Source organism: Streptomyces sp. NPDC057877, assembly GCF_042796855.1.
In the GTDB taxonomy this organism is placed as follows: domain Bacteria; phylum Actinomycetota; class Actinomycetes; order Streptomycetales; family Streptomycetaceae; genus Streptomyces.
On sequence record NZ_JBHVMS010000004.1, the window covers coordinates 111,529 to 124,687 of the forward strand.

At 72.8% G+C, this 13,159-nt stretch carries 9 protein-coding genes and 1 pseudogene; all 10 read left to right on the forward strand.

The window, feature by feature from the left end:
• Positions 1-207: 207 nt before the first annotated feature.
• Positions 208-1,506, forward strand: a complete 1,299-nt coding sequence (locus ACFVQG_RS11985) for an extracellular solute-binding protein (protein WP_383380053.1) — start codon at positions 208-210, stop codon at positions 1,504-1,506.
• A gap of 4 nt (positions 1,507-1,510) precedes the next feature.
• Positions 1,511-2,398, forward strand: a complete 888-nt coding sequence (locus ACFVQG_RS11990; RefSeq protein ID WP_383380056.1) for a carbohydrate ABC transporter permease — start codon at positions 1,511-1,513, stop codon at positions 2,396-2,398.
• Entirely contained in the window at positions 2,392-3,237 is an 846-nt protein-coding gene (locus tag ACFVQG_RS11995; RefSeq protein ID WP_383380059.1) for a carbohydrate ABC transporter permease, read from the forward strand. Before ACFVQG_RS11990 ends, ACFVQG_RS11995 begins: the two co-directional genes overlap by 7 nt.
• 1 nt (position 3,238) lies before the next feature.
• The gene (locus ACFVQG_RS12000) at positions 3,239-4,879 is read left to right on the forward strand and encodes a beta-N-acetylhexosaminidase (RefSeq protein ID WP_383380062.1); all 1,641 of its coding nucleotides are present in this window, start codon (positions 3,239-3,241) and stop codon (positions 4,877-4,879) included.
• A gap of 271 nt (positions 4,880-5,150) precedes the next feature.
• Positions 5,151-6,044: an FAD binding domain-containing protein gene (locus tag ACFVQG_RS12005; RefSeq protein ID WP_383380065.1), complete on the forward strand. Its 894-nt coding sequence runs from the start codon at positions 5,151-5,153 to the stop codon at positions 6,042-6,044.
• The gene (locus tag ACFVQG_RS12010) at positions 6,041-7,594 is read left to right on the forward strand and encodes a 2Fe-2S iron-sulfur cluster-binding protein (protein ID WP_383380068.1); all 1,554 of its coding nucleotides are present in this window, start codon (positions 6,041-6,043) and stop codon (positions 7,592-7,594) included. Before ACFVQG_RS12005 ends, ACFVQG_RS12010 begins: the two co-directional genes overlap by 4 nt.
• Positions 7,591-9,903: a xanthine dehydrogenase family protein molybdopterin-binding subunit gene (locus ACFVQG_RS12015; RefSeq protein ID WP_383380071.1), complete on the forward strand. Its 2,313-nt coding sequence runs from the start codon at positions 7,591-7,593 to the stop codon at positions 9,901-9,903. Before ACFVQG_RS12010 ends, ACFVQG_RS12015 begins: the two co-directional genes overlap by 4 nt.
• Before the next feature lie 131 nt (positions 9,904-10,034).
• Complete coding sequence (locus ACFVQG_RS12020; protein WP_383380074.1) at positions 10,035-11,258, forward strand: SUKH-4 family immunity protein; 1,224 nt, start codon at positions 10,035-10,037, stop codon at positions 11,256-11,258.
• 92 nt (positions 11,259-11,350) lie between these two features.
• Entirely contained in the window at positions 11,351-12,844 is a 1,494-nt protein-coding gene (locus ACFVQG_RS12025) for an MFS transporter (RefSeq protein ID WP_383380076.1), read from the forward strand.
• Between the two features lie 19 nt (positions 12,845-12,863).
• Positions 12,864-13,064 (forward strand): annotated as a pseudogene (locus ACFVQG_RS12030) (Fic family protein); the annotation flags it as partial.
• Between the last annotated feature and the right edge of the window lie 95 nt (positions 13,065-13,159).

Genomic DNA, 13,159 nt, shown 5'->3' on the forward strand with positions numbered 1-13,159 from the left:
GCTGGCTCCACGCGGGCCCCCGAGGCGCGATATGCGCGCCTTGGGGGCCTGTGTGCGTTTTGGCGTTGCACGGAGTGCGTCCGCCGGTCACAGAGTGGTTGAGACCTCTTGTGGGCGTGTTCATGAAGTCCCTAGCCTCCGCAGTGTTGTGCACAGCGAAACCACCATTGCGTATGTTGCAACGCACTCCGTCCGGAGGAGCACTCCATGAAGCTGTCCGTCCGACTCGCCGCACTGCTCGCCCCCGCCGCCCTCCTCGCCGCCGCCTGCGCCCCCCAGACCTCCGACAACTCGGCCTCCGACAAGGACGAGAAGACCGGCACCCTGCGGATCTGGCTGTTCCAGGAGGTCAGCAACCAGCCCAAGGAAGAGGTCGTCGACGCCGTCCTCGCCGACTTCGAGAAGGCCCACGAGGGCACCGAGGTCAGCGTCGAGTACATCCCCGTGGAGACCCGCGCCCAGCGCATCAAGGCCGCCTTCAACGACCCCGGGAGCGCTCCCGACCTGATCGAGTACGGCAACACCGACACCGCCGGTTATGTGAAGGACGGCGGACTCGCCGACATCACCGCCGACTTCACGGGCTGGGACGAGGCCAAGGACACCGACCCCACCGCGAGACAGTCGGTCACCGTCGACGGCAAGGTCTACGGCGTCCCGTACTTCGTCGGCGTACGGGCCCTGTACTACCGCACGGACGTCTTCGACGAACTCGGCCTGGAACCGCCGAAGTCGCAGGCCGAGCTGATCTCGACGGCGAAGAAGATCCGGGCCGAGCGGCCCGACCTGTACGGCCTCGCGGTCGGCGGCGCCTACACCTACGGCGCCATGCCGTTCATCTGGGCCAACGGCGGCGAACTCGCCACCGGCGGCGGTGGATCGTACGCCTCGGCCATCGACAGCGCCGCCGCCCAGAAGGGCATCAAGGCCTACACCTCGCTTTTCGGGGACGACAACTGCCCCGCCGCCAAGTGCGCGGGCATGGGCGGCAACGACACCGTCACCGCCTTCGCCTCCGGCAAGGCGGGCATGGCGATCGGCGGTGACTTCAGCCACCAGGCCGTGGAGGCCGGGAAGGTCAAGGGCAAGTACGCCGTCGTACCGCTGCCGGGGGTGAAGTCCGGCTCGATCGCCCCGGCCTTCGCGGGCGGCAACAACCTCGGGGTCCTCAAGAGCACCTCGCACCGCACCCTCGCCGTCGACCTGATGAAGCGGCTGGCGTCCAAGGAGACCCAGGGCCAGCTGTTCCAGGAGATGGGGTTCCTGCCGACCTTCACCGACGTACGGCAGGACGCCGCGGCCAGGGACCCGTTCGTCGAGCCCTTCGTCGAGACCCTCGCCGCCGGGACGGAGTTCGTGCCCGCCTCGCCCGCCTGGGCGCAGATCGACGCCTCGCTGGTGCTGCCGACCATGTTCCAGGAGATCGTCAGCGGCAAGAAGGACGTCGCCGCCGCCTCCAAGGACGCGGCGAAGAAGATGAACGACGCGTTCGGGTCCATGGGCTGAGCCGGTGACACTGCCCCATCAGCGTACGAGGACCCCCTGGCTCTACCTCGCCCCCGCCCTCATCGTCATCGCCGGGCTGCTGGTCTACCCCGTCTACCAGCTCGGCCTGATCTCCTTCCTGGAGTACACCCAGGCCCAGGTCAGCGGCGGCGAACCGACCACCTTCCGCGGCCTGGGCAACTACACCGAACTCCTCGGCGACGAACAGTTCTGGCAGGTGCTGCTGGCCACCGTGCTCTTCGCGGCGGCCTGCGTGGTCTGCACGCTCGCGGTGGGCTGCGCGCTCGCCGTACTGCTCACCCGGGTGCGCGCCGTGCCCCGGCTGGCGCTGATGCTGGCCGCGCTCGGCGCCTGGGCGACCCCGGCGATCACCGGATCCACGGTGTTCCTGTTCCTGTTCGACCCGGACTTCGGGCCGGTGAACAGGGTGCTCGGCCTGGGTGACCACTCCTGGACGTACGGCCGCCTCAGCGCCTTCTTCCTGGTCCTGCTCGAAGTGGTCTGGTGCTCCTTCCCGTTCGTGATGGTGACGGTGTACGCCGGGATCCGCGCCGTACCGTCCGAGGTGCTGGAGGCCGCCTCGCTCGACGGCGCCTCACAGTGGCGGATCTGGCGTTCGGTGCTGGCGCCGATGCTCCGGCCGATCCTGGTGATCGTCACCATCCAGTCGGTGATCTGGGACTTCAAGGTCTTCACCCAGATCTACGTCATGACGGGCGGCGGCGGCATCGCGGGCCAGAACCTCGTCCTGAACGTGTACGCGTACCAAAAGGCCTTCGCCTCCTCGCAGTACAGCCTGGGCTCGGCGATCGGCGTGGTGATGCTGCTGATCCTGCTGGCGGTGACGCTGGTGTACCTGCGGCTGCTGCGCAGACAGGGGGAGGAATGGTGAGACTCGTGGGTTTGGTACGACGGCCCTGGCGGCTGTTCGCGGAGGTGTCCGCGCTGCTGATCGCGGCGGTGGTGGCCTTTCCGCTCTACTGGATGGTGCTCGGCGCCTTCAAACCGGCCGGGGAGATCGAGTCGAGCGAGCCCTGGCCATGGACTCTCGACCCTTCCCCGGATTCTTTCCAGCGCGTCTTCGCGCAGAACGAATTCGGCCGGTACTTCCTCAACAGCCTTGTCGTCGCGGGCACGGTCGTGATCGCCTCCGCGCTGATCGCGTTTCTCGCCGCGACCGCCGTGACGCGCTTCCGCTTCCGGTTCCGGACCACCTTGCTGATCATGTTTCTGGTGGCCCAGATGGTGCCCGTGGAGGCGCTCACGATCCCCCTGTTCTTCGTCATGCGGGACTTCGGTCAGCTGAACACGCTGGGGTCGCTGATCCTGCCGCACATCGCCTTCTCGCTGCCCTTCGCGATCTGGATGCTGCGGGGGTTCGTGAAAGCCGTCCCGGAGGCGCTGGAGGAGGCCGCGTACATCGACGGGGCGAGCCGGTCGCGATTCCTCTGGCAGATCCTTTTCCCGCTGGTCTTCCCGGGGCTGGTGGCCACCAGCGTGTTTTCCTTCATCTCGGCCTGGAACGACTTCCTGTTCGCCAAGTCGTTCATCATCAGCGACACCTCGCAGTCGACGCTGCCGATGGCCCTGCTGGTCTTCTACAAACCGGACGACCCGGACTGGGGCGGGGTCATGGCGGCCTCCACGGTGATGACGATTCCGGTGCTGATCTTCTTCGTGCTCGTGCAGCGACGGCTGGTGTCGGGGCTGGGCGGAGCGGTAAAGGACTGACGTGAACGCAGAAACGGACCTCATTCCGGCGCCCTTGAGCGCGAGCACCTGGGGCGAAGGGGCCTTCGTCCTCGACAAGGACACCACCCTGACGGCGGGCCCGGGCGTGGGCGGTGCCGAGCGCTGGCTGCGTACGGCCCTCCAGGCGGCCACCGGCCTGCCGCTGCGCGAGGGCGAGCCGGGCCCGCCCGGACGCGCGGCCCCGAACTCGATCGAGCTGCGCCACGACCACCACCTGCCGCCGGAGGCCTACCGCGTCACCGTCCGGGACGATCGCGCGCTGATCAAGGGCGGAGACCCCGCCGGTGCCTTCTACGCCGCCCAGACCCTCCGCCAGTTGCTGGGTCCCGAGGCCTTCCGGCGCGCGCCCCTGCGCCGGGCGGACTGGCGGCTCCCGGAGGTGGAGATCCAGGACCGGCCCCGATTCCGCTGGCGCGGCCTCATGCTCGACGTCGCCCGGCACTTCATGCCGAAGGAAGGCGTCCTGCGCTACCTGGATCTGATGGCGGCGCACAAACTCAACGTCTTCCACTTCCACTTGACCGACGACCAGGGCTGGCGCGTCGAGATCCGGAAGTACCCGCGGCTGACCGAGGTCGGCTCCTGGCGGGCACGGACGAAATTCGGTCACCGGGCCTCACCGCTGTGGGACGAGAAGCCACACGGTGGCTACTACACCCAGGACGACATCCGGGAGATCGTGGCCTACGCCGCCGAGCGGCATATCACCGTCGTCCCCGAAATCGACGTACCCGGGCACTCGCAGGCCGCCATCGCCGCGTATCCGGAACTCGGCAACACCGACGTCATCGACACCACCACCCTCTCCGTCTGGGACAACTGGGGGATCTCTGCCAACGTACTGGCCCCCACGGACAACACCCTGCGCTTCTACGAGGACGTCCTCGAGGAAGTCCTCGGCCTGTTCCCCTCGGAGTTCGTCCATGTCGGCGGCGACGAATGCCCGAAGGACCAGTGGAAGGCGTCCCCGACGGCACAGGCGCGCATCGCGGAACTCGGGCTCGCGGGCGAGGACGGACTTCAGTCCTGGTTCATCGGCCACTTCGACAAGTGGCTCTCCGCGCGCGGGCGTCGGCTCATCGGCTGGGACGAGATTCTGGAAGGCGGACTCGCGCCGGGTGCGACGGTGTCCTCCTGGCGCGGGTACGCGGGCGGAATCGCCGCCGCGCGGGCCGGGCACGACGTGGTGATGTGCCCCGAACAGCAGGTGTACCTGGACCACCGGCAGGCGGCGGGGGACGACGAACCCGTGCCGATCGGCTTCGTGCGCACCCTGGAGGACGTCTACCGCTTCGAACCCGTTCCGCCCCAGCTCACCGGCGAGCGGGCGCGCCATGTGCTGGGCACCCAGGCCAACCTGTGGACGGAGGTGATGGAGGACCACGCGCGCGTGGACTACCAGGCGTTCCCCAGGCTCGCGGCCTTCGCCGAGGTCGCGTGGAGCGCCCTGCCCGCCCCGGCGGAGCGGGACTTCGCGGACTTCGAGCGGCGGATGGCCGCGCACTACCGGCGACTTGACGCGCTCGGCGTGGCGTACCGGCCGCCCGCCGGACCACGGCCGTGGCAGCGGCGGCCGGGGGTGCTCGGGCGCCCGATCGAGGGGGCGCCGCCGAACCGGTAGCGGCACGGCGGTCCGCCCGCGTGGCCACCTCACCGAAACGGGAAAGCCCGGCAGGGTCACCGAAGAGGGGCAATTCGCGTGGACCGCAAAACCCTCCCCAAAACGGGCCATCTCGCCGGTGAGATGGGCGAATGCCTCCTAGCGGACCCCCGTCTTCGGTACTCACGAAGATGTGCCAGAGTTGCCACGTCCGCCCTGTCAGCACGTACCGTACGGCGCAACAGGCGGGACCAGCTGGGACCAGTGGGGCAGCGGGAAGGGGCAGCCGGTTTTGACCACGCACGCACCGCAGGCGGCGCAGGCCGTCACGCTGCCCACGACGCTGGACGAGGCCGTGGCGGCGCTCACCGAGATGCCCGCCGCCGTGCCCGTGGCCGGCGGCACCGACCTCATGACCGCCGTGAACTCCGGCCGGCTGCGCCCCACCGCGCTGGTCGGCCTCGGCCGGATCAGTGAGATCCGCGGCTGGCAGTACCAGGACGGACACGCGCTGCTCGGCGCGGGCCTCACCCACGCGCGGATGGGCCGCCCCGACTTCGCCGCGCTCATCCCGGCGCTCGCCGCCGCCGCCCGCGCCGCGGGCCCGCCGCACATCCGCAACGCGGGCACCCTCGGCGGCAACATCGCCTCCGCCGCGCCCACCGGAGACGCGCTGCCGGTGCTGGCCGCCCTGGAGGCCACGCTGATCATCGCGGGACCGGGCGGCGCCCGCCGGGAGATCCCGGTGTCGCACCTGCTGGCCGGGGTGGACATGCTCCGCGCGGGCGAACTCATCGGCTTCGTGCGCGTGCCGCTGCTGCACGCCCCGCAGGTCTTCCTCAAGGCCACCGGACGCACCGGCCCCGGCCGCGCGGTCGGCTCCGTGGCGCTCGTGCTCGACCCGGCCCGGCGCGGGGTGCGGTGCGCGGTGGGTGCCATAGCGCCGATGCCGCTGCGGCCCCTGGACGCCGAACAGTGGGTCGCCCAGCTCATCGACTGGGACAACAACCGCGCGCTCGTCCCCGAGGCGCTCAGCGCCTTCGGCGAGTACGTCGCCGCGGCCTGCATCCCCGACCCGGCCCCGGCGGACGACGGCACCGTGCCGGAACTGCCGCCCGCCGTACTGCACCTGCGGCGCACCGTCGCCGCGCTGGCCCGACGAGCACTGGGGAGGGCGCTGTCGTGACCGACGACCAGCAGGGGAACGACCAGCATCCGGGGGGCGCCCCCCAGGGCGGCGGCCGTTGGGACCCGCTGCCCCAGGGCGAGTACGACGACGGGGCCACCGCCTTCGTGCAGCTCCCCGAGGGCGGCGTGGATGCCCTGCTCGCCGCGCACGAGGCCAACCGCTCCCACACCCCGCTCGCCGCGCCCGGCCACGGCTATGTGCCCCCGCCGATCACGGTGGCGCCCACCGACCCGGCCGCCGCCGACCCCGCGGCCACCGGTCACTGGGCGGTGCCGGGGACACCCGCGGGCGGCACGCGGTGGCCCGAGGCCGGGGGCGACGCTTCCCAGGGGGGCGCGCACGACCGGTTCACGTACCAACCCCCGGCGACCGGGCAGTGGAACTTCGAGGACGTCACGGCGGCCGAGTCCGCCCCCGCGCCGGGCCAGGACGTCACCGGGCAGTGGTCGATCCCCGTCGCCGGTGGCGACCTTCCGGACGAATCGGGCGAGTTCACCTCGTCCGCGCTGGTCGAGCAGTGGGGCGGCACCCCACCGGCGACCCTCCCCGGCGGCGCGCCCGCCCCCTGGGCGACGCCGGACGAGACCTACGGCGGCGGGCAGCCGACCGAGCCCGCCTTCGCCGACGAGGCCGTGGAGCGCGCTCCAGGGACCGAGGAGGCGCACAGGGCGACCGCGGGGCCCGGAGTGGCGGACGCGGGCGCCGAGGCGCGGGACGACGCCTCCGAGGCCGCGGCCGGACCCGCCCCCGACGAGCCGGAACGTGCACCGGAGGACGCCGACCCCGCCGCGGACAGCGGGGACGACCGGGACGGCGAGGGCCCCGGTGACGGCCCCGTCGACGTGTCCGACGCCGCCGGGCCCACCGCGGACGAGCCGACCGCGCTGCCCCACGAGGAGCACCCCCTCGCCTCGTACACGCTCCGCGTCAACGGCACCGAACGGCCCGTGGCCGACGCCTGGATCGGCGAGTCGCTGCTGTACGTGCTGCGGGAGCGGCTCGGCCTCGCGGGCGCCAAGGACGGCTGCTCGCAGGGCGAGTGCGGCGCCTGCAACGTCCAGGTCGACGGACGGCTGGTCGCCTCCTGCCTGGTGCCCGCGGCCACCGCGGCCGGGAGCGAGGTGCGCACCGTGGAGGGCCTGGCCGTCGACGGCCAGCCGTCGGACGTGCAGCGGGCGCTCGCCAAGTGCGGCGCGGTGCAGTGCGGTTTCTGCGTGCCCGGCATGGCGATGACCGTGCACGACCTGCTGGAGGGCAACCCGGCGCCGACCGAGCTGGAGACCCGCCAGGCGCTCTGCGGCAACCTGTGCCGCTGCTCCGGCTACCGGGGCGTCCTGGACGCCGTCAAGGAGGTCGTCGCCGAGCGCGAGGCGCACGCCGCCGCCGACGACGCCGCCGAGGGCCACGACGCCGAGGAGCCCCGCATCCCGCACCAGGCGGGCCCGGGCGCCGGGGGCGTCAACCCGTCCGCGTTCGACTCGCCGGGCATGCCCGGACCGCATGACCAGCAGCCGTACGGACACGGCCAGGACGGAGGCCAGGCGTGAGCAACGAAGCCGCCACCGCGACCACCGCCGCGCAGGCCGCCCCCGCAGCCCCGGAGCCCCTCCCGCACGGCCTCGGCGCCTCCCTGCCCGCCGCCGACGCGCGCGCCAAGACGGAGGGCACCTTCCCCTACGCGGCCGACCTGTGGGCCGAGGGCCTGCTGTGGGCCGCCGTGCTGCGCTCACCGCACCCGCACGCGCGCATCACGTCCATCGACACCACCCACGCGCGCGAGATGCCCGGCGTACGGGCCGTCGTCACCCACGAGGACGTGCCCGGGACCGCGCTGCACGGGCGCGGCCGGGCCGACCGGCCGGTGTTCGCCTCCGACGTCGTACGCCACCACGGCGAGCCCATCGCGGCCGTCGCCGCCGACCACCCGGACACCGCGCGGATGGCCGCCGCGGCCGTCATCGTCGAGTACGAGGTGCTCGACCCGGTGACCGACCCGGAGCAGGCCTTCGAGGCCGAACCGCTGCACCCCGACGGCAACCTGATCCGGCACATCCCGCTGCGCCACGGCGACCCGGACGCGGCCGGGGAGGTCGTCGTCGAGGGCCTGTACCGCATCGGCCGCCAGGACCCCGCCCCGATCGGCGCCGAGGCCGGTCTCGCCGTGCCCCGCCCGGACGGCGGCGTGGAGCTGTACCTGGCCTCCACCGACCCGCACGCCGACCGGGACACGGCCGCCGCCGCCTTCGGCCTGGAACCCGAGCGCGTCAAGATCGTCGTGACCGGTGTGCCGGGTGCCACCGCCGACCGCGAGGACCAGGGCTTCCAGCTCCCGCTGGGCCTGCTCGCCCTGAAGACCGGCTGCCCGGTGAAGCTCACCGCCACGCGCGAGGAGTCCTTCCTCGGCCACGTCCACCGCCACCCCACCCTGCTGCGCTACCGCCACCACGCGGACGCCGAGGGCAGGCTGGTGAAGGTGGAGGCGCAGATCCTGCTGGACGCGGGCGCCTACGCCGACACGTCGTCGGACGCGCTGGCCGCCGCGGTCGCCTTCGCCTGCGGCCCGTACGTCGTCCCGAACGCCTTCATCGAGGGCTGGGCCGTGCGCACCAACAACCCGCCGTCGGGCCATGTGCGCGGCGAGGGGGCGATGCAGGTCTGTGCCGCCTACGAGGCGCAGATGGACAAGCTGGCCAAGAAGCTCGGCGTCGACCCGGCGGAGCTGCGGCTGCGCAACGTCATGGCCACCGGTGACCTGCTGCCCACCGGCCAGACGGTGACCTGCCCGGCGCCCGTCGCCGAACTGCTGCAGTCCGTACGGGACTTCCCGCTCCCGCCGCTGCCCAAGGACACCCCCGAGGACGAGTGGCTGCTGCCCGGCGGCCCCGAGGGCGCGGGCGAACCGGGCGCGGTGCGCCGGGGCGTGGGCTACGGCGTCGGCATGGTGCACATGCTCGGCGCGGAGGGCGCCGACGAGGTGTCGACGGCGACCGTGAAGGTCCAGGACGGCGTGGCGACCGTGCTGTGCGCGGCCGTGGAGACCGGCCAGGGCTTCACCACGCTCGCCCGGCAGATCGTGCAGGAGACCCTCGGCATCGACGAGGTGCACGTGGCGCCCGTCGACACCGACCAGCCCCCGGCCGGGGCGGGCTGCCGGGGCCGCCACACCTGGGTGTCGGGCGGTGCGGTGGAGCGCGCGGCGAAGATGGTCCGCACCCAGCTCCTCCAGCCCCTCGCCCACAAGTTCGGCATGTCCACCGAGCTGCTCCAGATCACCGACGGCAAGATCACCTCGTACGACGGTGTCCTGTCGACGACCGTCGCCGAGGAACTGGCCGGGAAGGAGCTGTGGGCGACCGCGCAGTGCCGTCCGCACCCGACCGAGCCACTGGACGCCACCGGCCAGGGCGACGCCTTCGTGGGGATGTCGTTCTGCGCGATCCGCGCCGTGGTGGACGTCGACATCGAGATCGGCTCGGTGCGGGTGGTGGAGCTGGCGGTCGCCCAGGACGTGGGCCGGGTCCTCAACCCGGCGCAACTGGCGGCGCGGATCGAGGCGGGCGTGACCCAGGGCGTGGGCATCGCGCTCACCGAGAACCTGCGCACGCCGCGGGGCACGATCCGCCATCCCGACCTCACCGGGTACGCGCTGCCGACGGCGCTCGACGCCCCGGACATCCGGATCGTGAAGCTGGTCGAGGAGCGGGACGTGGTCGCCCCGTTCGGCGCCAAGGCGGTCAGCGCGGTGCCGGTGGTGGCGTCCCCGGCCGCGGTCGCCTCCGCGGTGCGGGCGGCGACCGGGCGCCCGGTGAACCGGCTGCCGATCCGTCCGCAGGCGGCGGTGGTTACGGGGCGGTAGCCGTCCCGCACCGGCCCGTTGCCGCAGGTTGGGGCCGTTGTCAGTGGTGCCGCGTAGGGTTCTGGGCAGTGGGACGAGGCGGTCGCGACGACCGCTGGCCGACCGCTGGACAGACCATGCGCGGGGGAGCGATGAGCACGACTGACGCCGTTGTCGCGACGATCACCTTCACCGAGACCGACCTGGACCCCTACGTCACCCACGTGCCGACGCGCCGCTGGCTGACGGGCCCCGGACTGCCGGGCGCCGCCGACCTCCTGACGTTCGAGGCGCTGCGCGGGGACGGCCTGCGCACGGTGGGGGACTCGACGGGGGACGTGGAGGGCAGGCTCGCGGCCGAGCTGCGGGACCAGTTGGTCATAGGGGGACTTCTCACGCCCGGCGGCATGGAGGGGGAGTCGATCCTGCTCGACGGCGCGACGGGCGAGGTCTCGACGACGTACTTCTTCCACGACCGCCCGGACCTGATGGAGTCGCGCCCGCTGGCGCCGTCCCTGCGCCTGCTGGTCCGGTTCGCCACGGCGACCGACGAACTGGCGGGACTGCGCGGCCAGTTCGCCTCCTACGCGAGCCGCCGCGGCGCACAGGCGGCCACGGAGGCGTCCCAGCAGTTGCTGGCGGTCTTCGAGGAGGGCATGCGCGAGGCCGGTGCGGGTGACGAGATGCCGCTGTTCTGGCGGATCGCGGCGGTGATCCGGCCCCTGGCCCTGGTCGCGGGCCGGAGCACCAGGTCGGGGCTGGCGGCCGATCTGCCCGCGCGGCTGCTGGAGGACGAGTTCGGCGCCGGGGCCGTGGTCCGCTTCGAGGACGTCGACTTCCCGGCCGCGCTGGTCCATGAGCCCACCCGCCGCTTCCTGCGCGAGGTGGGGCTGCCGGAGGACGGCGTCTGGTTCGGCGTGGACACCGACGTCCCGCTGCCCACGCTCGCGCAGTACTGCGCGGACGAGCGGGAGAGCGTCTTCCGCACGGCCGACCTCCCCACCCGCGACCGCCTCCCCGAGGGCGCCCACCGCCTGATACGCCTCGGCCATCTGCTGGAGGACACCAGCCTGGTCATCGACGGCACCACCGGCGCGGTGTTCGCCTGGAGCGAGGCCGAGACGGTGCTGCGCCCGCTGAACACCGACGTCTCCACCCTGGCGTTCACCCTCTGGCTGATCCACCGCGAGAAGTCCCTCGACGCCGAACACGACCTGACCGACGCCTACGAACAGCTCGCCGCCACCATGGCCCGCACCCTGGCCGCGGTCGACCCGCTCGCCGTGGACCCGACCCCGCGGACGCCGGACGACGACGGCTGGCGGTACTGGCCGGAGATGTTCGAGGACGAGGCGGGAGGGGGCCTGTGCGCCTAGGACACCGAGCGGGGGTCGTACGACCAAGGTCCCGGTCCGGCCCGGCCCTCTGACAGGGGTCAAGGCACCTCTTGGGCCTTACGCTGAGCGCCATGACCAAGCTGGAGCCGCGCGGCAACGGTGTCGCTGATGACCCTGAGGGCAGCCCGGGCCTCGTCGAAACGGGCGAAACGGGCGAAGAGGGTGAAAAGGGCGAGACGGGTGAGACGGGCGGGACGGTGCTCGGGCGCTCCTTCCGGGCGCTGAGTGTCGGGATCGTGTCGGTGGTGCTGCTGATCGCCTTCGAGGCGACGGCGGTCGGCACGGCGATGCCGGTGGCGGCGCGCGAGCTGGACGGGGTGTCGCTGTACGCGTTCGCGTTCTCGGCGTACTTCACCACCAGCCTCTTCGGCATGGTGCTGGCCGGTCAGTGGTCCGACCTGCGGGGCCCGCTCGCACCGCTGACGTCCGGGATCGCGGCCTTCGCGGCGGGGCTGCTGCTGTCCGGGACGGCGGGCGCGATGTGGCAGTTCATCGTCGGGCGGGCGGTGCAGGGCTTCGGCGGCGGGCTGGTGATTGTCGCGCTGTACGTCGTGGTGGGGCGGGCCTATCCGGAGCGGCTGCGGCCCGCGATCATGGCGGCGTTCGCGGCGGCGTGGGTGCTGCCGTCGGTGGTGGGCCCGCTCGCCGCGGGCACGGTGACCGAACACCTCGGCTGGCGTTGGGTGTTCACCGGCATCCCGGTGCTGGTCGTGCTCCCGCTGGCGCTCGCCCTGCCGCAGATACGGCGCCGGGCGGCGGGCCCGGTCGAGGGTGACATGCGCGGCTCCGACGACCGGCGGCGGCGGATCCGGCTGGCGCTCGGCATCTCGGCGGGCGCCGGGCTGCTCCAGTACGCGGCGCAGGATCTGCGGTGGGCCTCCCTGCTCCCCGGGGCCGTGGGGCTGGCGCTGCTCGTGCCCGCGGTGCTGGGGCTGCTGCCGCGCGGCACCTACCGGGCGGCGCGGGGGCTGCCGTCCGTGGTGCTGCTGCGCGGGGTCGCGGCCGGGTCGTTCATCGCGGCCGAGTCCTTCGTCCCGCTGATGCTGGTCACCCAGCGGGGGCTGACGCCGACGCTGGCGGGGCTGTCCCTCGCGGCGGGCGGCGGGACCTGGGCGCTGGGGTCCTGGTTCCAGTCCCGGCCGCGGCTCGAGCCGTACCGGGAGCGGCTGATGGTGTTCGGGATGGTGCTGGTCGCCGCCGCGATCGCCGCGGCGCCGAGCGTCCTCATCGACTCGGTCCCGGTCTGGACGGTCGCCGTCGCCTGGGGCTTCGGCTGCTTCGGCATGGGCCTGGTGATCTCCTCGACCAGCGTGCTGCTGCTGAGCCTGTCCGCCCCCGAGGAGGCGGGCAGCAACTCCGCCGCCCTCCAGATCTCCGACGGCCTGTCCAACGTCGTGCTGCTGGCGGCGGGCGGAGCGGCGTTCGCGGCCCTCGGCGGCGGCACGGTGGCCCACACCGCCACCGAGGCGGGCGGCTCGCACCCGGCGGCGTTCGCGGTGGTGTTCCTGCCGATGGCGGGGGTGGCGTTGGCGGGGGCGTGGGTGGCGGGGAGGGTGCGGAGGTGAGATGCGGTAGGTGTTCGGACAGTCCCTGGCGGTCAACCATCCGTTCGTCGACGGCAACGAGCGCACGGCCTGGCTGTCCTGTGCCGACTTCCTGGCCGTGAACGGCGTGCAGCTGAGGCCGGACACCGACGCGGCCGAGCGGCTGGTCATCGCGGTGGCCACCGGCGGCATGGACGAGGTGAAGGCGGCCTCCGAGGGTTTGCGGGACCTCGCCGGGTAGGCGGTGTGACCTCAGTCCCATCGTCCGGGGTCGTGGCGGCGTCCCGGCGTGGGTGATGCCGGGCCGCCGGTAGGGTGGCCCGGTTGTCATACGTA

Bases quoted from the DNA above. Each gene is read 5' to 3' on its own strand.
- ACFVQG_RS11985 (WP_383380053.1), top strand. From the start codon at position 208: ATGAAGCTGTCCGTCCGACTCGCCGCACTGCTCGCCCCCGCCGCCCTC.
- ACFVQG_RS11995 (WP_383380059.1), top strand. From the start codon at position 2,392: ATGGTGAGACTCGTGGGTTTGGTACGACGGCCCTGGCGGCTGTTCGCG.
- ACFVQG_RS12020 (WP_383380074.1), top strand. From the start codon at position 10,035: ATGAGCACGACTGACGCCGTTGTCGCGACGATCACCTTCACCGAGACC.
- ACFVQG_RS12025 (WP_383380076.1), top strand. From the start codon at position 11,351: ATGACCAAGCTGGAGCCGCGCGGCAACGGTGTCGCTGATGACCCTGAG.